A 21618-nucleotide genomic window follows, 5' to 3' on the forward strand; every position below is an offset into this window, starting at 1 on the left:
TGTCATGCGCCTGGTGCAATTGTCCCGCCATTCTATAGCCTTCCCTTCACCGGAAGGCGCTTTACGCGAGCCTAACGGTTTGTTGGCGCTTGGCGGCGATCTCAGTCCAGCCCGACTGTTAATGGCCTATCAGCGCGGAATTTTCCCGTGGTTTTCGCCTGGCGACCCCATCCTTTGGTGGTCGCCCGATCCACGCGCCATTCTTTGGCCCGAGAAATTTCATCTCAGCCGCAGCATGAAACGCTTTCATAAAAACTCGCCTTATCGCGTGACGCTCAATTACGCGTTCGGTCAGGTGATTGAAGGCTGTGCGAACGACCGGGAAGAAGGCACCTGGATAACGCATGATGTAGTTGATGCCTACCATCGCCTGCACGAACTGGGGCATGCGCACTCCATTGAAGTGTGGCGACAAAATGAATTAGTGGGCGGTATGTATGGCGTGGCGCAAGGTACACTATTTTGTGGCGAATCAATGTTCAGCCGTCAGGAAAATGCGTCCAAAACCGCACTGCTTGTGTTTTGTACTGAATTTATCCGTCAGGGCGGAAAATTAATCGACTGCCAGGTATTAAATAGCCACACAGCTTCGCTGGGCGCCGTCGAAACCCCACGTCGGGAGTACCTTGAACACCTGAGCAGACTGCGCCAGCAGCGGCTACCGAGCCATTTCTGGGTTCCCAGGACGTTATTTTCGCCTCAAAGGTGAATGTTTTCGGCACATTTTTTGTCGGGGTGTTATAATTGTCGCGCAGAGTTGGTTTAGCCCATTACCCCGCCGCCGTTAAGGAACAGTTCGCGTCAGGCAACGCCTATCGTTTATCTCCTCGTTCCCTTACACGTTGCGCTTTAAGTGCGGCTTCGCCGTGTGTGGTTAGAGTAATGCGCCAAACCCGATTTGCTGTGTTTTAAACGCACAAATCTTTACTTATTAAAAGAACTTCGGCATTATCTTGCCGGTTCAAATTACGGTAGTGATACCCCAGAGGATTAGATGGCCAAAGAAGACAATATTGAAATGCAGGGTACCGTTCTCGATACGTTACCTAATACCATGTTCCGCGTAGAGTTAGAAAACGGTCACGTGGTTACTGCACACATCTCCGGTAAAATGCGTAAAAACTATATCCGCATCCTGACGGGCGACAAAGTGACTGTTGAGCTGACCCCGTACGACCTGAGCAAAGGCCGCATTGTCTTCCGTAGTCGCTGATTGTTTTTAACGCCCGAATGGCGTCCAGATAATAAAAGGTCGGTTTAACCGGCCTTTTTTGTGGGCTGAGGTCAGGTATTTAATCCTCAATCATCCGCGCATATTCTTCCGTTAAGAAATCCACTAATGCGCGCACTGATGGCAATAATCCCCGACGAGACGGAAAGACTGCGTGAATAATCTCCCGCTTGGGCTCCCAACCGTCAAGCAATGCCACCAGTTCACCTGCCGCTAATTGTTCTTTCACCATCAGTTGCGGTAGTTGTACAACCCCTACACCGGCAACCGCGGCTTCGCGTAACGCCAGCATATCGGTGGTGATCATACGCGGCGTGAAATGCACCTCCGCCCGTGCGCCCTGCGGACCAAATAGCTCCCACCGATGTACATGTTTACCCGTCGCCAGACTCAGACCCGGCCAGCGCGTCAGCTCCGCCGGAGAGTGTAGCGCCCCCATTTGCTCGATTAACTGCGGGCTGGCATACAAACGATGTCCCCTGTCCGCCAGGACGCGCATCACCAAGTCGCTATCCTCAAATGGCCGGGGCCTGACGCGAATCGCCACGTCCAGCCCCTCTCCAACAACGTCCACGCGGCGGTTAGTGGCCTCCAGTTGCACTGATACGTCAGGATAACGCGCCATAAAACGGGCAAGCATTGACCCGATATGCACATGCAGCAACGTGACCGGGCACGTCAACTTCACCACGCCACGCGGTTCAACCTGTAACGCGGCTATCGCATCCTGTGCCGCCTGTGCTTCCACCAGCATCGCTTTACAGTGTTCGTAAAAGGTTTGCCCAACTTCCGTCACATTAAATTGCCGGGTGGTTCGCTGAATCAGCCGTACCCCCAACCTCTCTTCCAGTTGCGCTATACGTCGGCTCAGTTTTGATTTCGGTTCATCAAGCGCCCGACCCGCCGCCGCGAATCCCCCTTCCTCTACAACATGCACAAACCATGCAAAATCATTGAGATCTGGCTTTGTCATCCAATTGTCCTATTTATGAGACAGTGAGGACTATTTTAGCTACTACTCAGCTCGCTGTCATAAATATAAGCTTATTCACATCAAGATAACGCCACAGAGGAGACACATATGAAACAAGTAACAGGCGTCTACACCGCACCTCGCCCGCACTGGGTTGGCGATGGATTTCCGGTTCGCTCGATGTTTTCTTACCAGTCTCATGCTGAGCAACTAAGTCCGTTCCTGCTGCTGGATTACGCCGGTCCACATACGTTTACACCGGGTAACGAAAAACGCGGCGTAGGCGAACACCCTCACCGTGGTTTTGAGACGGTGACCATCGTTTACAGCGGCGAAGTTGAACACCGTGATTCAACCGGGCGCGGCGGCATTATCGGTCCCGGCGACGTGCAGTGGATGACTGCGGGAGCAGGAATATTACACGAAGAGTTCCATTCACCTGAATTTACCCGTCAGGGTGGCGAACTGGAAATGGTACAGCTGTGGGTCAATCTGCCAGCAAAAGACAAAATGGCAGCTCCGGGTTACCAGGGCATCAGCAGTGATGTGATCCCCACTGTCGCCCTGCCCGATGAAGCAGGAAGCGTTCGGGTGATTGCGGGCAGCTATCAGGATACAAAAGGCCCGGCACATATCTTCTCGCCGCTGAATGTCTGGGATATGCGTTTGCAACGTAATCATCAGCTCACGTTGTCGCAGCCGGAAGGATGGAGCACTGCGCTGGTGGTATTGAAAGGGAATATCACCGTAAACGGCACTACTTCTGCCAGCGAAGCGCAACTGGTGGTGCTGAGCCAGCAAGGGAAAACGCTACATATTGAAGCCTCCAGCGACGCCAGCGTGCTGCTGCTTTCTGGAGAACCGTTGAACGAGCCGATTGTAGGTTACGGTCCGTTTGTCATGAACACGAAACAAGAAATCGCTGAAGCCGTACGCGATTTTAACTCTGGCCGCTTTGGCCAAATCTGAATCGAAGGAGAAGAATATGTCCAGTCCTGCAAACTTTAATGGTTCACGTCCGGTCATCGATGTGAATGATTCAGTCATGCTGCTTATTGATCATCAGAGCGGGCTGTTCCAGACCGTCGGCGACATGCCAATGCCAGAACTACGTGCGCGTGCCGCCGCGCTGGCAAAAATGGCAACCCTGGCGAAGATGCCGGTGATTACCACGGCATCCGTACCGCAGGGACCTAACGGCCCGCTGATCCCTGAGATCCACGCCAATGCGCCGCATGCCCAATACGTGGCACGTAAAGGCGAAATCAACGCCTGGGATAACGAAGACTTCGTGAAAGCGGTCAAAGCAACGGGTCGTAAAACGCTGATTATCGCCGGTACAATTACCAGCGTGTGCATGGCTTTCCCGGCCATCAGCGCGGTTGCGGAAGGCTACAAGGTTTTCGCTGTGATCGACGCTTCCGGTACTTACAGCAAAATGGCGCAGGAAATCACCCTGGCTCGCGTTGTTCAGGCTGGCGTTGTGCCGATGGATACCGCCGCCGTCGCTTCTGAAATTCAGGGCACATGGAACCGTGAAGACGCCGCCGAATGGGCTGAAGTGTATACCAAAGTCTTCCCGGCTTATCAGTTGCTGATCGAAAGCTACAGCAAAGCCCAGGAAGTCGTGACCAACGGCGAAAAACTGGACTCTCAGCGCTAATCCTATCCTCCGCGCCTGCCTGGGCGGAGGAATATGTATAATGCGTAACCAAACGAGAGTTAACACGTAAATTCTGCTTGACCGTTCTAGCGCAACTCCCTATAGTAGCGCCCCGTTGCCCCCCAAGCGGTCAGGCAGCAATACAATATGGTGAGGTGTCCGAGTGGCTGAAGGAGCACGCCTGGAAAGTGTGTATACGGCAACGTATCCGGGGTTCGAATCCCCGCCTCACCGCCATATTTTAAGAAGAGCTCGTACGCAAGTACGGGCTTTTTTTTTCGCATATTGCATAGCCAGGTGGGGATGAGAAGCCCCGACTGGGGTTCGACTACTGGCGCAGCCAGTTGGACAGACCGGGAGCATCGCGAACGGGCTGCCCCGCAGGGGCGAGCAAAGCGAGTCAATCCCCGCCTCACCGCCATATTTTAAGAAGAGCTCGTACAAAAGTACGGGCTTTTTTTTCGCATGTTGCATTTGCCGGATGCGGTGCAAGCACCTTATCCTGCCTACGAATGACGAACAGCACGTAGGCCTGATAAGCGAAGCGCCATCAGGCAAGTCAGTTATTGTCGGCTGAGCAGCGTTAACACTTCATAATGCGCGGTGTGTGGGAACATATCGAAAAGCTGGACGCGTTCAATGCGATACCCAGGCAACTCACGAATATCCTTCGCCATGGTTTGCGCATTACAGCTGGAATAAACGATAAAACGTGGTGCCATGCGGGAGAGAAAATCGCATAGCGGCTTTCCAATCCCGCGACGCGGCGGATTCACCAGCACCAGGTCCGGTACTTCGCCCTGAGCGGTAGCAAACTGAGTTGAATCCAGCGCCTGAAAATGCAGATTCTGCAACCCAAGCTCCTGCGCTGACTGCTTCGCGCAGGTAATCGCCTCTGGCGCGATTTCAATACCCGTCAGTTTCATCTGCGGCGTAGCGCAATGCAGACCAAAACCCCCGACGCCGCAAAACAGATCCCACATGTGATTAACCGGAAGCTGACGCACCCAGTCGCGCGCCGTGGCATATAATTGTCCCGCCACCACCGGGTTAGTCTGGAAGAAGCTCTGCGGGCGGATCCACAACGGCACATCGTTAAAGCGTTCCGCCAACGCCTGTTGTTCGGTCAGGAAGATTTCTGTCTCCCCTTCCATGATCGCCATATGCACCGGTTGAATATTGGCAGTGATCACTTTTAACTGTGGGAGTTGTGCCTGCAACCAGGGGAGCGCTGCGCGCAGCTGTGCTAATTTTGCTTCAGAACGCAGGACAAAACGCAGCATCATACCGCCGTCAAACCGACTTTCCGTTAACAACAGATACTTCAGTTCCCCGCGTTTGCGCGCTACGTGATAGGGCGTCAGCCCCGCCCGAGCGATAAACGGCTTAAGCGCGGAAAATACGGGCGCAAAAGACTCAGGATAAAGCGGACAGTCGCACAAATCCTCAGGCGTACCGTCACGATGCAGCATCCCCAGCAGCGGTTTTTCCACGCTGCCGCTGACTACCATTTTGGCTTTATTACGAAACGCGCTTTCCGGACCACTGACCGGCGCGCACCATTCTCCGACCGGATACTCGGCCAGCAGATTCTGCAGATCGGCTGTTTTTTCGAAGAGTTGATCGGCGACAGGCTGTGTTATCCACTGACAGGAGCGACAGCGTTCGGCGTCATATAGTGCGCACTGCATACAAAGACCTACAAATTAACCGGGGGCCAAGATTATACACGTTATTGCAAACGGAAGAACCGCCTGCTGGACGCAGGAACAAACAGCAGCAGCAATACCAGCATATCCGGCAGTTTTTGCATCACCAGCGTATGCAGGATTTCGCGTCTGGACTCCCCCGCAATACTGAACAGTTCCGGATATCCGTAGCCCAGAGAAGCCACCCACAGATAGACGCTGGCGATAACCTGGGTCAGCAGATAGATCCAGCGTGCCCAGTTCCGTCCTTTTACCAGCGAAAATGCGCAGTAAATTTCGATAAACAGCAGCACCAGACTGCCCAGAAACACCAGCGTCAAATTCCAGGTCTGCACACTGCGATGAATAAACTCACTGGTTCCACGAAACCCAAGCGTATTAAAAATCATCAACAGATCGAGACAGCGGATCATGATAATAGCCAGCGCCGCCACCTGCACCAAAGCAGGGACGTTTAAGCGAGCATGTGATGTGGATGATTTCTTAAAAAATCCCAACGCGTCGTCTTCCATGAAAACGGCGCAGCCACCACAGCTGCGCCGTATAGACAGGTTGGCAGATTTTAGTTTTTTCAGCCGCGTCTTGCACGTTGGATATCGCGGATCCGTTGTTTTTCTGTTCGCGCCATCAGATACCACGCGATAAATCCGATAATTCCTACCACACCAAGGATCAGCGTCGCCAGCGCGTTGATCTCCGGGTTCACCCCCATACGTACGCTGGAGAACACCAGCATCGGTAACGTTGTGGCGCCAGGACCAGAGACAAAGCTGGCAATGACCAGATCATCGAGTGACAGTGTGAAGGCTAATAGCCAACCTGAAATCACCGCCGGCATAATCATCGGCAGCGTGATGACGAAAAAGACCTTCAGCGGCGTGGCGCCAAGATCCATCGCCGCTTCCTCAATGGAGTGGTCCAGTTCGCGCAAACGCGAGGAAATCACCACCGCCACGTACGCCGTACAGAAGGTGACGTGCGCCAGCCAGATGGTCAACATGCCGCGATCCGCCGGCCAGCCGATGGCGTGAGCCAGCGCTACAAACAGCAGCAGCAGCGACAAACCGGTAATGACATCCGGCATAACCAGCGGCGCGGTGATCATAAAAGCGAAACCATTCGAACCGCGAAAACGACCAAAGCGCACCATTACCACGGCGGCGATGGTGCCGAGGATTGCCGCCATCGTCGCAGCACCCGCAGCAATCGTTAAGCTCATGCCGACGGCGCTTATCATCGCGCTATCGTGAAAAAGCTCACCATACCAACGTGTTGACCACCCCGCCCAGACCGTCACCAGCTTGGAGCTGTTAAACGAATAGATAACCAACATCAGCATCGGCGCGTACAGGAAGGTAAAGCCCACTACCAGGATAAAAATACGCCACGGCGAGCGAACGACCGGTAAGTTATTCATCCGTGTTCCCCCACGCTTTTTTGCTGATATTTATGGAACCACATGATTGGCACAATCAGTAACAGCAGCATAATAATGGCGACAGCAGAAGCCACCGGCCAGTCGCGGTTATTGAAAAACTCCTGCCAAAGCACACGGCCAATCATGATGCTATCCGGCCCCCCCAGCAGTTCCGGGATCACAAACTCCCCGACAGCCGGAATAAACACCAGCATTGACCCGGCGATAATCCCGCCCTTGGTCAACGGCACAATCACGCTAAAGAAGGTCTTCAGCGGTCGGGCACCTAAATCCAGCGCCGCTTCGACCAGCGAGTAATCAATACGCGTCAGCGCGGTATAAATCGGCAGCACCATAAAGGGCAAATAGGCGTAAACAATACCGATATAGACCGCCAGATTGGTGTGCAAAATCGTCAACGGTTGGTCGATGACGCCCAGCCACATCAGAAAGTTGTTCAGCACGCCGTTGTTTTTCAGGATCCCCATCCAGGCATACACGCGAATTAAAAACGAGGTCCAGGACGGTAAGATTACCAGCAACAGCAGAATATTACGCGTTGAGGGTTTACTGTGCGCGACGGCCCATGCCAGCGGGTATCCCAGCAGCAGGCAACAGATTGTCGAAATCCCCGCCACCTGTAACGATTGCAGATAGGCATCGAAATAGAGCGGATCGTCCGTCAGTTGCAGGAAGTTGCCTAAGTTGAGCGTGATGGATAACTGATCGTCAGCCCATGAAACAAGGTCGGTATAGGGTGGAATAGCGCGCGCCATTTCAGCCAAACTGATTTTGAAGACAATCAGAAAAGGCAGCAAAAACAGGAGCAGCAGCCACACGTACGGCAGCGCGATCACCATCTTGCGCCCGTGCTTCATTTGCAGCCGTGACATAAACAGCGTGAATCGCCCTGCTTTATCCACGCGTGCCGGAGGTTCAAGTGTACTCATCTTCGCTCCTTAAACCGTCAACACCACACAGCTGTCCGCATCCCAACACAAACGAACTTCGTCACCCCAGGTTGGTAATCCCTTGCGATAACGATGTTCATTTTGTAGCTGAGCGCTAAGCATCTGGCCGCTTTTCAAACGTACGTGGTACACAGACAAATCACCCAGATAGGCAATGTGCACCACTTCGCCTACCGCGAAGTTATATCCCTCTGGCGGAGGGGCTTCGCAGAGCATGATTTTTTCCGGGCGCAGCGCAACATACACCGGGACGTTATCGACAACAGATGCATCGGCGTCCACCTTCAGCGGATGCACCAGTCCTGGAGACTCAATCACCAGACCATCTTCCTGGCGTTCTTTTAGCAGTCCCTCAAAAACGTTTACCGAACCGATAAACTCTGCGCTGTAACGCGTAGTCGGATGTTCATAGATCTCTTCCGGCTCGCCAATCTGGACAAATTTGCCACGGTTCATGATCGCAATACGGCCCGCCATCGTCATGGCTTCTTCCTGGTCATGCGTCACCATCACGCAGGTCACACCGACGCGTTCCAGGATATCCACCACTTCCAGTTGCATGCGATCACGGAGTTTTTTATCCAGCGCCCCCATTGGTTCATCCAACAACAGCAGCTTCGGGCGTTTTGCCAGGCTGCGCGCCAATGCCACGCGCTGACGCTGACCGCCAGAAAGCTGATGCGGCTTACGCCTGGCGAACTCCTGCATATGCACGAGTCCCAGCATCTCATTCACCCGACTGGCGATTTCAGCCTTCGGCAGTTTGTCCTGCTTGAGGCCAAAGGCAATGTTCTGCTCAACAGTCATGTGCGGAAACAAAGCATAGGACTGAAACATCATATTAATCGGACGCAGATAAGGCGGGACATGCGCTAAATCGACACCATCAAGCATGATTTGCCCGGTAGTCGGCAGTTCAAATCCCGCCAGCATACGCAGCAGGGTCGATTTGCCACAGCCGGACGCGCCGAGCAGAGCAAATATTTCACCTTTGTAGATAGTAAGATTGACGTCATCAACGGCGTGCTGACCGTCAAATGACTTGGTCAGATTGCGAATTTCAAGCAGCGGGGTCAGCGCCTTGCGGATTTTCGCTTGTGGGCGTGGGGTTGCATCATTCACTCAGGTGCTCTCCGGCATAAAACAAAGAAACGGTGCAAATAACGCACCATAACGGTGCGTATTGCCGGGTTATATGTGTCCGGGCTCAACGCTGCCCGGCAGGCAAAGATCCTGCCGGGTCATGTCCCAAACATCGGTTTATTTCCCGCTTTTTACCTTTGTCCATGCGCGGGTACGTACACGATCGATCTTCGGATCCTGTACTTTCAGTGTGAACAGCTTAGCTCGCACATCCGCTGGCGGGTAAATGCCCGGGTTGTCACGAACTTCAGGGCTGACCAGAGCCGTCGCTTCTTTGTTGGCATTGGCATAAAACACATGGTCGGAAATATGCGCAATCACATCAGGGCGCAGCAGATAGTTGAGGAACTGATAGGCTTCGTCTTTGTTTTTCGCATCGGCAGGCATCGCGAATACGTCAAAGAACGCCATTGCACCTTCTTTAGGAATTGAGAAGGAGATATTGACGCCATTTTTCGCTTCTTTCGCACGGTTTGCCGCCTGCCATACGTCCCCTGCCCAGCCAATCGCAACGCAGGTATCACCGTTTGCCAGGTCGTTAATATATTGCGAGGAGTGGAAGTAGCGAATATTTGGACGCAGCTTCAACAGCAGGTCGGTTGCCGGTCCGGTGTAATCATCCGCTTTGGTACTGTTTGGATCTTTACCCAAATAGTTCAGCACCGTGGCAAACACCTCTTCGGGCGCATCGAGGAAAGAGACGCCGCAGCTTTTGAGTTTTTCCAGATTTTCTGGCTTGAGGATCAGATCCCAGCTATCAACCGGCGCATCCGGTCCCAGCACCGCTTTGACTTTATCCACGTTATAGCCAATGCCGGTCGTTGCCCACATATACGGCATCGCAAACTTGTTATCCGGATCGTGTTTACCCACCAGCTTCAGCAGTTCAGGATCAAGCTTTTTCCAGCCCGGCAATTTGCTCTTATCTAGCGGCTGGAATACGCCTGCAGTCAGTTGACGCTCAAGGAAGCTGGCAGAAGGAACGACAAGGTCAAAGCCGGTACTGCCAGCCATGAGCTTACCTTCCAGTACTTCATTGGAATCAAATACGTCATAGATAACTTTAATTCCGGTCTCTTTTTCAAAATTAGCCACCGTATCCGGGGCAATATAATCAGACCAGTTATAAATATGCAGCGTTTTTTGTTCAGCAGCGAGCGTGCCGGCAGAGACGGCCATCAGAGCACCCGCAACCAGGCCTGATAACCATTTTTTATTTAAGGCGGTCATAATCTCTTTCCTTCTGAAAGTTCGTTAACAAACGAACAAAAATGTCACACTCTAATGATATGCAAGAAACGTGCATATTCTTTCATGCGGCACCGATGAAAAGAGGGACCTCTCCTCACGCCGCTATTGCTCGCTGGCATCCGCCCAGGCATTCAACATACATCGTGGCCACAGGACTGGTCACAAGGGCTGTTTAAATGATGACGTTGGTAAGCTTCGCAAGAATAACTTTAGCCAGGAATTGTGGATATAGCCCAGCTTAAAAAACGCCTTTTATCAATTTTTTATGCAGGAATTGTCTATGACGTAAAGCGGAAGGCGCTGAATCGAGGTGAATAATTCTTTAATGAAAGGTTAAATGCAGAATAAAAACGGGCAATACGCAACCGCTATGGCAGCGGCTGCGCAATATATGTCCAGACTCAGGAAGAATTAATGGAGGAAATGAATTTCAGCGGTGCTGTTTTGCGCATCTTCTTCAGCATTAAATAACAACTGATGCGCACCGGCTTCAAGGATCACCATCGATATCTGCTCTTCGCTCTGGCGAATAAAATATTCGAACTGCTCAAACGTCACGCCCGGCGTAACGGATAAAGACTGGCAAACCACCAGTTTTGGCAGATTATCATCCTGCATATCCAGAAAAGCTTTCACCGTCAGTGAACTGGCATTTATCGCGGACAGATCGGCGGCCAGCGGCAGCAGCGCAGAAGGTCTGACTTCCGCCATCGCGGAAAACAGAATGACGTTATCGACCAAATCAACTTTTGCATCAAAGATGCCGTCAAAATTCTGCATGTGCGGCAAATGCAGCGCCTGACAGGTATCGCATTCAAAAAAACTCATGCCCAGGTCGTCGAGCCATTGACGCAACGTATCCAGAGTGGGAACGACCAGTGATGTCATAATAATGTGCGACCTCTATTGATGAAAAAAATACCGGCACAGCTTACGCAAAAAGAGCGTGTCATACCACGATCGCAATCGATATTGCGCTTAGCCGCCGATTTTAAGGCAAAATTCAGGCGTAGCGTGACGTTCGATCCACTGGATCATCTTGCCAGCTATGTCTATCCCGGTGGTTTTCTCCACGCCTTCCAGCCCTGGGGACGCGTTGACCTCCATGACCAGTGGCCCTCGATCAGCGCGCAGAATATCAACGCCTGCAACGTCCAGACCCATAGTCCGGGCGGCTTTGAGCGCAATTTCTCTTTCGCACGGCGTGATACTCGCAATAGTCGCCACGCCACCGCGATGGAGATTAGAACGAAAATCGCCCTCTTTAGCCCGTCGTTCAATGGCAGCCACTACTTCGTCGCCCACCACAAAACAGCGGATATCGCGGCCCTTCGCTTCTTTGATATATTCCTGAACCAGGATATGGGCATTCAGCCCACGAAAGGCATCTACCACGCTTTCTGCAGCCTGCCGCGTTTCCGCCAGCACCACGCCAATACCCTGGGTGCCTTCAACCAGTTTGACCACCAACGGCGCACCGCCAACCATGTCAATCATGTCGCTGGTATCGTCCGGAGAGTGAGCAATTCCGGTGATGGGTAAATCAATTCCCTGACGCGCCAGCAGCTGTAGCGAACGCAGCTTATCGCGCGCTCGCGTAATCGCTACCGATTCATTCAACGGATAGCTACCCAGCATCTCAAACTGGCGCAGCGCCGCCGTCCCATAAAAGGTAATCGCGGAACCAATCCGCGGGATCACCGCGTCGAAATGGGGAAGCTGACGGCCCTTGTAATGGATAGAGGATGCCGCCGGGCTGATGTTCATATAGCAAGAAAGGGGATCGATAACTTCAACCAGGTGACCGCGCTGCATCGCCGCTTCACGCAGGCGTTTACAAGAATAGAGCGTTCCGTCCCGGGACAAAATGGCAATTTTCACCCTGCACCTCTCTGAATGACCTGGTAAAAGCTGGCGTATCATACACTGGGTTAAAATCTTTAGCGCGTGGCCCACCCCTGTTTATGCAAATATTCCAGGATAAAGGGGCGACTTTCTTTAATGATGGTACGGCGAATATGATCGCTCCAGGTGTCGCGACGAGTATTGCTGCCTCGGGTCAGATAGTACTGCGCGAGCTGCTCATCATATTGCGCCAACGCATCGCTGTTGAGTGGCTGGTATTGGTTTTCGTGCACCACAATCGATGCTGGTAGTCGCGGCTTGATATCCGGGTTATCCGCAGGCCAGCCGAGGCACAATCCAAAGAGCGGAAGAACATGTTGCGGAAGCTTCAACAGTTCGGTGACCGACTCAATATTGTTACGCAGACCGCCAATAAACACGCCGCCAAGTCCCAGCGACTCTGCCGCCGTCAACGCATTTTGCGCCATCATCGCAGTATCGACCACGCCCAGCAGCAGCTGTTCCGCCAGCCCAAGTTGCGCATCAGGGCAAATCTGCAAATGACGATTAAAATCAGCGCAAAACACCCAGAACTCAGCGGCCTGTGCCACATGCTTTTGGCCGCCAGATAAGGTAGCCAGCGATTCGCGCAGAGATTTATCCGTTATGCGAACGATCGTCGTGCACTGAAGAAAACTGGAGCTTGACGTTCCCTGAGCGGCGGCAATAATCGCCTCACGCTGTGCATCCGAAATGGCATCATCGGTAAAATGGCGAATGGAACGGTGGCTGCGGAGTAAATCAATGGTTGGTGTCATCTCTTTTGTCTCTGTCTGAATCAGTTGAATCACCGGGTGCGCGTGACATCAGTTGCGGTGCCAGCAGTTGAGCAATACGCCACATCAACGCCACCGCAGCAGGGAGCATCAGCAGTACGCCCAGAAATATCATCACCACGCAGGCTAACGGGCTGTTAAGCGGTGCGGGCAAGGTGAGGTAATCGTTAAGCGATAGTAGCGCCAGCGATAACAAAACCATCCCAATTATTTCCAGCATCAATACGCTTTTGGGTAATACACCAATTGTGCGCATACGCGGCCTCCCGGCGAAATGGCTTTCATTATAAAACGTTCCGGCTTGCCGTGTTTAACAGATATAGCTTGAGGATATCAAAGCAACAGGCTGAACCTGCTTTCCATCCGTCACAAATCGCGGCATCATAACCAGTATTGCCATCCGGCCTGATAAGTTCGAGGAGAAAGAGATGTTTGCCGTTATTTTTGGTCGCCCAGGGTGCCCGTATTGCGTGCGCGCAAAAGAATTAGCAGAAAAATTAAGCAGTGAGCATGACGATTTTAACTTCCGCTATATTGATATCCATGCTGAAGGAATTACCAAAGCAGATCTGGAAAAGACGGTAGGTAAGCCAGTTGAAACCGTTCCGCAGATTTTTGTCGATCAAAAACACATCGGCGGCTGCACGGATTTTGAAGCTTGGGCAAAAGAGAACATGAATCTGTTCGCCTGATAGCTGTTTCTACGCCCTCAGCTTGAGGGCGTCATCAGTTCTTTTTCCGCCGTTGACGCTGATTGAATAAGCTACTGATAAATAAAAAACATAATGCGCCAAGCGCGCACCAAAACACCGCACTAAACAACCACGCCAGCTCTTGCCACAATGAACGCGTCGGCATAAAAACGAACCGCATCAGTAACAGGCAGCACGGCGCCGCCAACATTGCACCAAGAAGGGGTTTGAGCACTTCCCGACGATGGGAAAAAAAGCTTGCTGCAGCACCAGGTAAGATAAAAAACAACAATCCGACCTCAGGATGCCCTGCCGCTCTGAATGCCCCTTTCACGTTCAGCGTTAATGAAAGACACACCACAATAAAGAGCACAAAGCAGCAAACCGCACTCGCCCAACTTTGCTTATGTTTCAATCGTTCCTCCTGACACATTCTCTATCGAACACTCTTTTCGCCCGCAGGCGTCCAGTCAGATAAAGTAACTCGGCATTCCATGCCAAAAACACACCCACACGATTCTTATAGCCGTTGATACGTAATGAGATTAAACTAGCCGCATATATTGTTATGCTGCATTATTCGGGGCTGTGTACGATGCTATCGCCCCTTAATTTCTGGCAAAAACATTAGCGTAAATTGCCATTTCTTTCAATAGCTTACTAGTAAACAAGAAGTTAGTCTCCGTGAATATAAACGTCGCAGATTTGTTAAATGGGAATTACATCCTGTTATTATTTGTGGTCCTGGCACTGGGCCTGTGTCTGGGCAAATTACGTCTGGGTTCAGTCCAACTCGGTAATTCCATTGGCGTTTTAGTGGTCTCCCTATTATTAGGTCAGCAGCACTTTAGTATTAACACCGATGCATTAAATCTCGGCTTTATGCTGTTTATTTTTTGCGTCGGCGTCGAAGCCGGCCCCAACTTTTTTTCGATTTTTTTTCGCGATGGGAAAAATTATCTAATGCTTGCCCTGGTGATGGTCGGTAGCGCAATGCTGATCGCCCTGGGGCTGGGTAAGCTATTTGGCTGGGACATCGGCCTGACGGCGGGTATGCTGGCTGGCTCGATGACCTCAACTCCGGTGCTGGTCGGCGCAGGTGACACCTTGCGCCATTCAGGAATGTCAGGGACACAACTTTCAAGCGCTCTCGATAACCTGAGCCTGGGTTACGCCCTCACCTATTTGATTGGTCTGGTCAGTCTGATTGTTGGTGCGCGCTATTTGCCGAAACTTCAGCACCAGGACCTGCAAACCAGCGCCCAACAAATCGCACGTGAACGGGGTCTGGACACAGACGCCAATCGTAAAGTGTACCTCCCGGTGATTCGCGCCTATCGTGTTGGCCCTGAGCTGGTGGCATGGGCCGATGGCAAAAATCTGCGCGAACTGGGTATTTATCGCCAGACCGGCTGTTACATTGAACGCATCCGTCGCAACGGCATTCTGGCCAACCCGGATGGTGACGCGGTATTGCAAATGGGCGATGAGATAGCCCTGGTGGGTTATCCGGATGCCCATGCTCGCCTCGATCCCAGCTTCCGTAACGGTAAAGAGGTGTTCGATCGCGATCTGCTCGATATGCGCATCGTCACTGAAGAAATTGTGGTGAAAAACCACAATGCCGTTGGTCGTCGCCTGGCCCAGTTGAAACTGACCGACCACGGTTGTTTCCTCAACCGCGTGATCCGCAGCCAGATTGAAATGCCTATTGATGACAACGTCGTGCTCAATAAAGGCGACGTATTGCAGGTCAGCGGTGATGCTCGTCGCGTGAAAACCATTGCCGATCGTATCGGCTTCATTTCAATTCACAGTCAGGTGACCGATCTGCTGGCCTTCTGCGCCTTCTTTATCATCGGTCTGATGATCGGGATGATCACCTTCCAGTTCAGTAATTTCAGCTTCGGCATCGGGAATGCGGCTGGACTGCTGTTCGCCGGGATCATGCTGGGCTTCCTGCGAGCCAACCACCCTACGTTTGGCTACATCCCACAGGGTGCGCTGAATATGGTGAAAGAGTTTGGTCTGATGGTATTCATGGCAGGCGTCGGTTTAAGCGCAGGCAGTGGCATTGGTAATGGCCTGGGTGCCGTCGGTGGTCAAATGTTGATTGCTGGTCTGGTGGTCAGCCTGGTGCCGGTTGTCATCTGTTTCTTGTTTGGTGCTTATGTATTGCGCATGAACCGCGCCCTGCTGTTTGGCGCCATGATGGGCGCACGTACCTGTGCTCCGGCAATGGAAATCATCAGCGACACCGCACGCAGCAACATCCCTGCGTTAGGCTATGCCGGGACCTACGCGATTGCCAACGTTCTGCTGACATTAGCGGGGACACTCATTGTCATTGTCTGGCCTGGCCTTGGTTAGCGCTGAAATTTACCCTTAAACGAAAATTTTTTGCAGGTAAGCAGAACTTTTCTTCAAGGCGTCAGTCATAACTATTGCCACTGCTTTTCTTTGATGTCCCCAATTTGTGGAGCCCATCAACCCCGCCGTTTTGGTTCAAGGTTGATGGGTTTTTTGTTGCCTGAAATTCAAAATCTTTAAAATCATATTTGTAGATCTATTGTGATTTACGCAGTGGAGCGCTCATTCCATGCATCATGGGCTAAAAGATTGCCGTCTTTGTACAGATGCGTAATTTTTTCGTAGTTCAGCGCAACATCTTCCATGTGGCCTGTTCCAGGGCATCCCCGAGTGTCGTGCATTAAAGGACTCACTGAAACTACTTTCACATTTTCGAGTGTGATCCGGTAATACTCTACCTCTTGCCCTGCATCGTTGATGTGGTAGAAACGAAATTCAGCAGATCTGAGAGTCTGACCAGTAGCCGCGGCTTTGAACAGGTACGGACTTGAGCTGTCGAGCTCCTTAGTAAACTGAAATGGCGAATGTTGACGTGTTCCCGTTACCTTACCTGTCATTGGATCTGTAGGTAGCATTATGTTGTGATGTAGTCCCCTTAGTTCCACGCTACCCTCACGGTCTCGAACATCGCACGATCCACGGATAATCGAACCGCCATCATCAGTCAAAAATAAGTGAACAGGTACAGCCATTTTAAAGCTCCTTGCTTATGCTCAGTTATATAACCAGCGTCCTGCTTTTGCTGATTCAATCAACATGCCTATAGTGAAATCAGGTACAGGTACAGGTGGTGATTTTTTAAATGGATTCAGTGAGAATGATTCAGCAGGATAGTATGTTTCAACCTTGAAGTTGCCCCGCTCAACATTGAACATTTCAAAAAAATCATTCATCAGATCTTCGACTTCCACCTCGTCAATATCCAGATCAGTATCGAGGTCAGTTTTAGGTGTTAGCACCACTTTCTTTATGTTGAGTAAATACGTTCCTGCGTAGGGTCGTATCAGCTCATAAATTTTTTGCTCGATATTATTTACCATAACTTATCACTGCCCCTTGCTATAACGTTATAGTCGCGGATAGTACGGTAGGTAATTTGAGACACGTCAGCTGCCAGAATAATCATGCCAACCAAGGGGATTGAGCGACCAACAAATGATCCAATGTTGTGGACCATAACACGGCGAGCTGTCCACGGAGTGTAGCCGCCAAGCCAGGTCGGTAATGATATACCAAAAGGGAATTTTGACTTTTTAAACACTGCGCGTGCTGCTTTGGAGGCGTATGAAGTACCTTTAGTCGCACCAATCGGCTTTGCCCTTGTCCAAAGATTATTGCGACCTGATACCAGGGCAACGATAGCCCCGAAATCTGCAATACCAATCCCGAACTGGCTGGCGGTATTCTCACAGAAAATCATAAACAAAAGCTCAGCAGCCGTCAGATTGGACTTCCCTGCATAGAAATATGTCCCGTTGAGTTCCTCTACAGTGTCCATTGATGTCCTTATTTATCGTTGATTGTTACCGCGTTATAGCCTGATTTTATGAAAATAATTTGATGTTGTGTGCCTGATCTCCTTGAGCGGACTTACGTCCTGTTTGACCTCCACACTACAACGCTTTATGCGTTATTGATTATTTTTTAATAGCTTTGATCTTGGCCTCGGATGCATGATACGCAGTTACCGGGGCCACATCATTTTCAGACACCTGTAAAACAGCCATTCCGAAGTATTTCTGTTTTCCGAGCTTAATGGCCTGAAATGAGTTCAGGATGACCCTTTGCTGATTACCCCCCTTGTTTAGCGCCACTTCGCTACGCGTACAGAACGACGCGGAGAGCACCTCGGCGACCAGCTACCAGTTCAATCCGTCGCCAGCTCGGGATGACAGAACGTGCTGCAGGTGATAGGGATAAAAGGTTAGCTACTCTGCCAAGCGGCGACAAATTTGCAGCATGCCGGTTATGGCACATACTTTAAAACGGTGCTTTTTCGGGGATGGAGGTTAGTCATGTTGCTTACTGGCAAAGTCGCAGTAATTTTTGGTGGCAGCGGGGCTATTGGTAGTGCGGTTGCGCAGGCCATGGCGCGCGAAGGTGCTCATGTATACCTGGGCGCGCGTAGCCAGGAAAAGCTGGATTGGACGGCCAGTCGCCTTCGAACGACAGGCGGTACCGTCGATACCTTTATCACCGATGTACTCGACGAACACGACGCATCAAAACAAATTACTCAACTTGCGCTGCAAACCGGTGGAATAGATGTGGTGGTTAACGCGACCGGCTTTATGCACGAACAGGGCAAGCGCATTGACGCATTATCCCTCTCTGAGTTTATGAGCGGTATTACCCCTTTCCTCTCGGCGCAGTTCAATATCGCAAAAGCCGTAACGCCGCACATGGGCGGCAATCGTGCGGGCGTCATTCTCAGCGTTGTTGCCCCCGCGGCTCCGATGGCGATGCCTGGTCACCTGGGTCATATTGTCGGTTGTGCAGGAACAGAGGCTTTTATTAAAGCGCTCGCCAGCGAGGTGGGACCGGCAAATATCCGGGTCGTCGGCGTGCGCTCGCATGCGATTGTGGATGCTGTTGCAGCTGGCTCCTATACCGGAGAAATTTTCTCCGCTAAAGCACAGTCAATGGGTTTAACCATCGATCAATGGTTAGGGGGTGCAGCGCAAAGTACCATGCTCGCGCGCCTGCCTACGCTTGCACAAATCGCTGAGGTCATAACCTTTCTCGCTTCAGACCATGCCAGCGCCATGACCGCGACGGTGGTGAATATTACCGGGGGCGCTACGCACAGCTGACTGTCGCGGGCCCCCCTGCAATACGCTCCACCATCAGCAAGATATCTTCTCGCTGCAGCGGTTTTTTGTCCGTGACAAAATGCAGCGTCATTCCTTCAATAAACGCATCCAGCGCCCGTGCCGTAACTGGGTCAAACCACTGCTCTAACGTTTGTTGGCTGCGTAGCATCCAGTTCTGCATCACCGTTTTCAACGCTGGTTTACGGCTGGCGAAAGCATACAGCTGATACATGAGCTCCATATTATCAGGCGTTGTGACCTGAGAGCCGTAAATCATATCGGTAATGGCATGGCAAGCCTGCGACGCATCCTTAACGTCGGCAAAAAAGTCCTGATACTGCAGCATCATCCTGTCAGTAAAACGGCCAAATGCCTCCATCAAAAGCTCATCGATTCCCGAAAAGTAATAGGTCATAGAACCCAGTGGCACCTCGGCAATCATAGCGATTTTACGGTGTGTAACCCCATGAATACCATGGGCTATTACTGCATCCAGAGTCGCCTGAACTATTTTTTCCCGCCGCTGCGGATCGTTTGCACGTCGCACTGCATTTCCTCTTCTTGCATTTGTGTACAAATGTACACAGTCTTGCTAATGTTGTCTCCTTCCCTCTTTTCTTTGGCTCGAATTCATGACTGGCATCTCATCACGCAAAGCCTTAAGACGTCGCACCTGGGCGCTGTTCACGTTCTTCTTTTTACCAGGATTATTAATGGCCTCCTGGGCAACGCGTACCCCTGCCATCAGAGATATTCTCTCCATCTCTACCGCCGAAATGGGCGCGGTGTTGTTTGGACTCTCTATTGGTTCGATGAGTGGCATACTTTGTTCGGCCTGGCTGGTGAAACGATTTGGCACGCGTAAGGTGATCCGCACCACCATGTCTTGCGCAGTCCTCGGAATGGCGATCCTCAGCGTCGCGCTCTGGCTGCATTCCGCCTGGATTTTCGCGTTTGGCCTGGGCGTGTTTGGCGCCAGCTTTGGCGCGGCAGAAGTTGCCATCAACGTCGAAGGTGCGGCGGTTGAGCGCGAAATGAACAAAACCGTGCTGCCGATGATGCATGGTTTTTACAGCCTGGGAACGCTGGCAGGGGCTGGGGTTGGAATGATGCTTACCGCCTTCAGCGTCCCGGCAACCGCACATATTTTGCTGGCTGCGATGGTTGCTATCACACCTATTTTCATCGCCATCAAAGCTATTCCTGACGGCACGGGCAAAAATGCCGCTGACGGTTCTCACTCCGGTGAAAAAGGGCTGCCTTTTTATCGTGATATCCAGCTATTGCTGATCGGCGTTGTAGTGCTGGCGATGGCATTTGCTGAAGGTTCCGCCAACGACTGGCTCCCATTGTTAATGGTGGACGGACATGGATTTAGCCCGACATCAGGCTCGCTGATTTATGCCGGTTTTACGCTGGGTATGACCGTTGGGCGATTTACCGGCGGCTGGTTCATCGACCGTTACAGCCGCGTTGCTGTGGTGCGCGCCAGTGCGCTGATGGGTGCTCTCGGGATTAGCCTGATTATTTTTGTCGACAGCTCTTGGGTGGCGGGTGTGTCCGTTATTTTGTGGGGACTCGGCGCTTCGCTCGGCTTCCCGCTGACCATTTCAGCCGCCAGCGACACCGGCCCCGATGCACCAACCCGCGTCAGTGTTGTCGCGACCACCGGCTATCTGGCGTTCCTGGTTGGCCCCCCGCTGCTGGGCTATCTGGGTGAACACTATGGCCTGCGCAGCGCTATGCTGGTGGTGCTGGCGCTGGTGCTTGTCGCCGCCGTCGTCGCGAAAGCGGTAGCGAAACCGGATCTCAAAAATACCACGGTGATGGAGAACAGCTAATGAGTATCAAACTAATTGCGGTCGACATGGACGGCACATTTTTAAGCGACCAAAAAACCTATAACCGTGAGCGCTTTATGGCGCAATACCGCCAGATGAAAGAACAAGGGATCCGCTTTGTGGTCGCCAGCGGCAACCAATATTATCAGTTGATTTCCTTTTTCCCCGAGCTGGCCAATGAAATCTCATTTGTCGCCGAAAACGGCGGTTGGGTGGTCAGTGAAGGAGAAGATGTCTTTAACGGCGAACTGGCTAAAGACGATTTCCATGCCATCGTAGAGCATCTGCTGACCCGCGCCGATATCGACATTATTGCCTGTGGTAAAAACAGCGCCTATACATTGAAACAGTACAGTGATGAGCATAAGAACGTTTCCGCCATGTACTATCATCGTCTTGAATTTGTAGATAATTTTGACAACCTCAACGACGTTTTCTTCAAGTTCGGGCTGAATATTTCCGATGACCGAATCCCGCAGGTTCAGGCCGATCTCCACGAGGCGATTGGCGATATTATGGTGCCGGTGCATACCGGCTACGGCAGCATCGATTTAATTATTCCCGGCGTGCATAAGGCAAACGGTTTGCGGCTGCTGCAACAACGCTGGAATATTAACGACGATGAGGTTGTTGTGTTTGGTGATGGCGGAAATGATATTGAGATGCTGCGTCAGGCCGGATTTAGCTATGCGATGGCAAACGCTCATGAACCGGTGATCGAGGCGGCGAAATATCGCGCAGGTTCGAACAACGAAGAGGGCGTGCTGGATGTTATCGACCGCGTGTTAAAGAATGAAGCACCGTTTACGCATTAACGTCTCAGCACAGACGGCAACAAAATGATGGCATGATCTATTCATAAT

25 protein-coding genes, 1 tRNA gene and 1 pseudogene are annotated in these 21618 nt (G+C 51.8%); 11 read left to right on the forward strand and 16 right to left on the reverse strand.

What is annotated here, in order from left to right; translation table 11 throughout:
• Positions 1-4: 4 nt before the first annotated feature.
• The 3 genes and pseudogenes from aat to infA all read left to right on the forward strand — a co-directional run bounded on the left by aat (position 5) and on the right by infA (position 1213).
• Positions 5-709 (forward strand): leucyl/phenylalanyl-tRNA--protein transferase, encoded by a 705-nt coding sequence (gene aat, locus BZK41_RS00300; protein ID WP_079936799.1) that lies wholly within the window; start codon positions 5-7, stop codon positions 707-709.
• Positions 710-1067 (forward strand): annotated as a pseudogene (locus tag BZK41_RS00305) (hypothetical protein).
• Positions 995-1213, forward strand: coding sequence for a translation initiation factor IF-1 (gene infA, locus BZK41_RS00310; protein ID WP_002211347.1), 219 nt, complete (start codon positions 995-997; stop codon positions 1211-1213). The pseudogene BZK41_RS00305 and the gene infA overlap by 73 nt, the downstream one beginning before the upstream one ends.
• Positions 1214-1292: 79 nt before the next feature.
• Here infA and BZK41_RS00315 read toward each other — a convergent pair whose 3' ends face one another.
• Entirely contained in the window at positions 1293-2204 is a 912-nt protein-coding gene (locus BZK41_RS00315; RefSeq protein WP_079936800.1) for a LysR family transcriptional regulator, read from the reverse strand.
• Between the two features lie 108 nt (positions 2205-2312).
• Here BZK41_RS00315 and BZK41_RS00320 point away from each other — a divergent pair, with 108 nt between their 5' ends.
• The 3 genes from BZK41_RS00320 to BZK41_RS00330 all read left to right on the forward strand — a co-directional run bounded on the left by BZK41_RS00320 (position 2313) and on the right by BZK41_RS00330 (position 4104).
• A complete protein-coding gene (locus tag BZK41_RS00320; protein WP_079936801.1) occupies positions 2313-3173 on the forward strand; it encodes a pirin family protein in 861 nt (286 codons plus the stop codon).
• 16 nt (positions 3174-3189) lie between these two features.
• Positions 3190-3867, forward strand: coding sequence for an isochorismatase family protein (locus BZK41_RS00325; protein WP_032939929.1), 678 nt, complete (start codon positions 3190-3192; stop codon positions 3865-3867).
• A 149-nt stretch (positions 3868-4016) separates the two neighbouring features.
• A tRNA-Ser gene (locus BZK41_RS00330) sits at positions 4017-4104 on the forward strand.
• Between the two features lie 326 nt (positions 4105-4430).
• On the opposite strand, the gene rlmC is transcribed toward BZK41_RS00330, so the two are convergent.
• From rlmC to BZK41_RS00380, 10 genes are all read right to left on the reverse strand, one after another.
• Complete coding sequence (rlmC, locus tag BZK41_RS00335) at positions 4431-5558, reverse strand: 23S rRNA (uracil(747)-C(5))-methyltransferase RlmC (protein ID WP_079936802.1); 1128 nt, start codon at positions 5556-5558, stop codon at positions 4431-4433.
• 41 nt (positions 5559-5599) lie between these two features.
• Positions 5600-6088 (reverse strand): YbjO family protein, encoded by a 489-nt coding sequence (locus tag BZK41_RS00340; RefSeq protein ID WP_079936803.1) that lies wholly within the window; start codon positions 6086-6088, stop codon positions 5600-5602.
• Positions 6089-6147: 59 nt separating this feature from the next.
• Positions 6148-6993 carry a putrescine ABC transporter permease PotI gene (potI, locus tag BZK41_RS00345; protein WP_008784246.1) on the reverse strand — a complete coding sequence of 282 codons (846 nt, stop codon included), beginning with the start codon at positions 6991-6993 and terminating at the stop codon, positions 6148-6150.
• Complete coding sequence (potH, locus tag BZK41_RS00350) at positions 6990-7943, reverse strand: putrescine ABC transporter permease PotH (protein WP_079936804.1); 954 nt, start codon at positions 7941-7943, stop codon at positions 6990-6992. Before potH ends, potI begins: the two co-directional genes overlap by 4 nt.
• Positions 7944-7952: 9 nt before the next feature.
• The gene (gene potG, locus BZK41_RS00355; RefSeq protein ID WP_079936805.1) at positions 7953-9086 is read right to left on the reverse strand and encodes a putrescine ABC transporter ATP-binding subunit PotG; all 1134 of its coding nucleotides are present in this window, start codon (positions 9084-9086) and stop codon (positions 7953-7955) included.
• Between the two features lie 138 nt (positions 9087-9224).
• The gene (gene potF / locus BZK41_RS00360; protein WP_079936806.1) at positions 9225-10337 is read right to left on the reverse strand and encodes a spermidine/putrescine ABC transporter substrate-binding protein PotF; all 1113 of its coding nucleotides are present in this window, start codon (positions 10335-10337) and stop codon (positions 9225-9227) included.
• Positions 10338-10769: 432 nt separating this feature from the next.
• Positions 10770-11246 (reverse strand): YbjN domain-containing protein, encoded by a 477-nt coding sequence (locus BZK41_RS00365; RefSeq protein ID WP_079936807.1) that lies wholly within the window; start codon positions 11244-11246, stop codon positions 10770-10772.
• 90 nt (positions 11247-11336) lie between these two features.
• A complete protein-coding gene (rimK, locus tag BZK41_RS00370; protein ID WP_079936808.1) occupies positions 11337-12239 on the reverse strand; it encodes a 30S ribosomal protein S6--L-glutamate ligase in 903 nt (300 codons plus the stop codon).
• A 59-nt stretch (positions 12240-12298) separates the two neighbouring features.
• On the reverse strand, positions 12299-13021 hold the full coding sequence (nfsA, locus tag BZK41_RS00375; RefSeq protein WP_079936809.1) for a nitroreductase NfsA: 723 nt from the start codon (positions 13019-13021) through the stop codon (positions 12299-12301).
• On the reverse strand, positions 13005-13295 hold the full coding sequence (locus tag BZK41_RS00380) for a YbjC family protein (RefSeq protein WP_079936810.1): 291 nt from the start codon (positions 13293-13295) through the stop codon (positions 13005-13007). Before BZK41_RS00380 ends, nfsA begins: the two co-directional genes overlap by 17 nt.
• 172 nt (positions 13296-13467) lie before the next feature.
• On the opposite strand from BZK41_RS00380, the gene BZK41_RS00385 reads away from it, so the two are divergent.
• A complete protein-coding gene (locus tag BZK41_RS00385; RefSeq protein WP_003035358.1) occupies positions 13468-13731 on the forward strand; it encodes a GrxA family glutaredoxin in 264 nt (87 codons plus the stop codon).
• Between the two features lie 34 nt (positions 13732-13765).
• Here the strand turns inward: BZK41_RS00385 and BZK41_RS00390 are convergent, their stop codons facing one another.
• Positions 13766-14146 (reverse strand): inner membrane protein YbjM, encoded by a 381-nt coding sequence (locus BZK41_RS00390; protein ID WP_079936811.1) that lies wholly within the window; start codon positions 14144-14146, stop codon positions 13766-13768.
• 269 nt (positions 14147-14415) lie between these two features.
• Here BZK41_RS00390 and BZK41_RS00395 point away from each other — a divergent pair, with 269 nt between their 5' ends.
• Entirely contained in the window at positions 14416-16101 is a 1686-nt protein-coding gene (locus tag BZK41_RS00395) for an aspartate:alanine antiporter (RefSeq protein ID WP_003035354.1), read from the forward strand.
• A 206-nt stretch (positions 16102-16307) separates the two neighbouring features.
• Here the strand turns inward: BZK41_RS00395 and tssD are convergent, their stop codons facing one another.
• The 3 genes from tssD to BZK41_RS00410 are packed head-to-tail and all read right to left on the reverse strand — an operon-like array spanning position 16308 to position 17599.
• Entirely contained in the window at positions 16308-16793 is a 486-nt protein-coding gene (gene tssD, locus BZK41_RS00400) for a type VI secretion system tube protein TssD (protein ID WP_079936812.1), read from the reverse strand.
• A 21-nt stretch (positions 16794-16814) separates the two neighbouring features.
• On the reverse strand, positions 16815-17141 hold the full coding sequence (locus BZK41_RS00405) for a DUF1493 family protein (protein ID WP_079936813.1): 327 nt from the start codon (positions 17139-17141) through the stop codon (positions 16815-16817).
• On the reverse strand, positions 17135-17599 hold the full coding sequence (locus BZK41_RS00410; RefSeq protein ID WP_079936814.1) for an STM2901 family protein: 465 nt from the start codon (positions 17597-17599) through the stop codon (positions 17135-17137). Before BZK41_RS00410 ends, BZK41_RS00405 begins: the two co-directional genes overlap by 7 nt.
• Positions 17600-18116: 517 nt before the next feature.
• Here BZK41_RS00410 and BZK41_RS00420 point away from each other — a divergent pair.
• Positions 18117-18914: an SDR family oxidoreductase gene (locus BZK41_RS00420; protein WP_079936816.1), complete on the forward strand. Its 798-nt coding sequence runs from the start codon at positions 18117-18119 to the stop codon at positions 18912-18914.
• Here BZK41_RS00420 and BZK41_RS00425 read toward each other — a convergent pair.
• Positions 18901-19461 (reverse strand): TetR/AcrR family transcriptional regulator, encoded by a 561-nt coding sequence (locus tag BZK41_RS00425; RefSeq protein WP_079936817.1) that lies wholly within the window; start codon positions 19459-19461, stop codon positions 18901-18903. The genes BZK41_RS00420 and BZK41_RS00425 overlap by 14 nt on opposite strands.
• Before the next feature lie 85 nt (positions 19462-19546).
• Between BZK41_RS00425 and BZK41_RS00430 the strand changes: the two genes are divergently transcribed.
• Complete coding sequence (locus BZK41_RS00430) at positions 19547-20755, forward strand: MFS transporter (protein ID WP_079936818.1); 1209 nt, start codon at positions 19547-19549, stop codon at positions 20753-20755.
• A complete protein-coding gene (locus tag BZK41_RS00435) occupies positions 20755-21570 on the forward strand; it encodes a Cof-type HAD-IIB family hydrolase (protein WP_079936819.1) in 816 nt (271 codons plus the stop codon). Before BZK41_RS00430 ends, BZK41_RS00435 begins: the two co-directional genes overlap by 1 nt.
• Positions 21571-21618: the final 48 nt, after the last annotated feature.

The sequence above is a fragment of the Citrobacter sp. A316 genome, from assembly GCF_002042945.1.
Classification (GTDB): Bacteria; Pseudomonadota; Gammaproteobacteria; order Enterobacterales; family Enterobacteriaceae; genus Citrobacter; species Citrobacter portucalensis.

Coding starts and splice junctions, on each gene's coding strand:
- aat (WP_079936799.1), top strand. CDS start 5: ATGCGCCTGGTGCAATTGTCCCGCCATTCTATAGCCTTCCCTTCACCG.
- infA (WP_002211347.1), top strand. CDS start 995: ATGGCCAAAGAAGACAATATTGAAATGCAGGGTACCGTTCTCGATACG.
- BZK41_RS00315 (WP_079936800.1), bottom strand. CDS start 2,204: ATGACAAAGCCAGATCTCAATGATTTTGCATGGTTTGTGCATGTTGTA.
- BZK41_RS00320 (WP_079936801.1), top strand. CDS start 2,313: ATGAAACAAGTAACAGGCGTCTACACCGCACCTCGCCCGCACTGGGTT.
- BZK41_RS00325 (WP_032939929.1), top strand. CDS start 3,190: ATGTCCAGTCCTGCAAACTTTAATGGTTCACGTCCGGTCATCGATGTG.
- rlmC (WP_079936802.1), bottom strand. CDS start 5,558: ATGCAGTGCGCACTATATGACGCCGAACGCTGTCGCTCCTGTCAGTGG.
- BZK41_RS00340 (WP_079936803.1), bottom strand. CDS start 6,088: ATGGAAGACGACGCGTTGGGATTTTTTAAGAAATCATCCACATCACAT.
- potI (WP_008784246.1), bottom strand. CDS start 6,993: ATGAATAACTTACCGGTCGTTCGCTCGCCGTGGCGTATTTTTATCCTG.
- potH (WP_079936804.1), bottom strand. CDS start 7,943: ATGAGTACACTTGAACCTCCGGCACGCGTGGATAAAGCAGGGCGATTC.
- potF (WP_079936806.1), bottom strand. CDS start 10,337: ATGACCGCCTTAAATAAAAAATGGTTATCAGGCCTGGTTGCGGGTGCT.
- BZK41_RS00365 (WP_079936807.1), bottom strand. CDS start 11,246: ATGACATCACTGGTCGTTCCCACTCTGGATACGTTGCGTCAATGGCTC.
- nfsA (WP_079936809.1), bottom strand. CDS start 13,021: ATGACACCAACCATTGATTTACTCCGCAGCCACCGTTCCATTCGCCAT.
- BZK41_RS00380 (WP_079936810.1), bottom strand. CDS start 13,295: ATGCGCACAATTGGTGTATTACCCAAAAGCGTATTGATGCTGGAAATA.
- BZK41_RS00385 (WP_003035358.1), top strand. CDS start 13,468: ATGTTTGCCGTTATTTTTGGTCGCCCAGGGTGCCCGTATTGCGTGCGC.
- tssD (WP_079936812.1), bottom strand. CDS start 16,793: ATGGCTGTACCTGTTCACTTATTTTTGACTGATGATGGCGGTTCGATT.
- BZK41_RS00405 (WP_079936813.1), bottom strand. CDS start 17,141: ATGGTAAATAATATCGAGCAAAAAATTTATGAGCTGATACGACCCTAC.
- BZK41_RS00410 (WP_079936814.1), bottom strand. CDS start 17,599: ATGGACACTGTAGAGGAACTCAACGGGACATATTTCTATGCAGGGAAG.
- BZK41_RS00420 (WP_079936816.1), top strand. CDS start 18,117: ATGTTGCTTACTGGCAAAGTCGCAGTAATTTTTGGTGGCAGCGGGGCT.
- BZK41_RS00430 (WP_079936818.1), top strand. CDS start 19,547: ATGACTGGCATCTCATCACGCAAAGCCTTAAGACGTCGCACCTGGGCG.
- BZK41_RS00435 (WP_079936819.1), top strand. CDS start 20,755: ATGAGTATCAAACTAATTGCGGTCGACATGGACGGCACATTTTTAAGC.